The organism is Protofrankia sp. Cj3 (genome assembly GCF_917627355.1).
GTDB lineage: Bacteria > Actinomycetota > Actinomycetes > Frankiales > Frankiaceae > Protofrankia.
On sequence record NZ_CAKJTR010000214.1, the window covers coordinates 7,871 to 8,434 of the forward strand.

A 564-nucleotide genomic window follows, 5' to 3' on the forward strand; every position below is an offset into this window, starting at 1 on the left:
GGCGACTATATCCGTGAAGAATGGGGCAAAGCTCGGCGCTGGCGCTGGCGCTGGACTTTCAGTCATGGACCTTCTCCCTTTCGGAGCGGACAAACTCAGTGATGCGGTACCGGCTCGTGATCGAGCCGGCTCGCATAGGAAACCACCACCAGGCGACGACACGGCTGCCCCGGAAAGACAGCGCTCTTGTCTCCGAAGGACATCGCCGAGGCCACCACAGCTGGGCGGCCGATACACCGTCAGCGCTGGCGAGCGGGTTGAGATACCCGGCCGCCGGACTCGTTCGCGGACTGTCGACACCTTGCTGAAATGGAAGCCCCTCTGGCTGGCGACAGGTCGAACGTCGGTGATCCGAGGCCCCTTCCAGACAGTGGACTTCAGGTCCGCTGTCCACGGAACACCGGGAGCGCTCCAGTCGAAAGGCCTCGACACCATGGCCTGCCAGTCGTGCCGGGCCGTATGCTACGGCCAGCACACCGTACACAGGCGGTCGTTTCCCGCTACTGGTTGGTGTCAGGGCACGCCACTGAAGAGATCCTCTCCGGGGCTGTCCCGGTTGCTGTC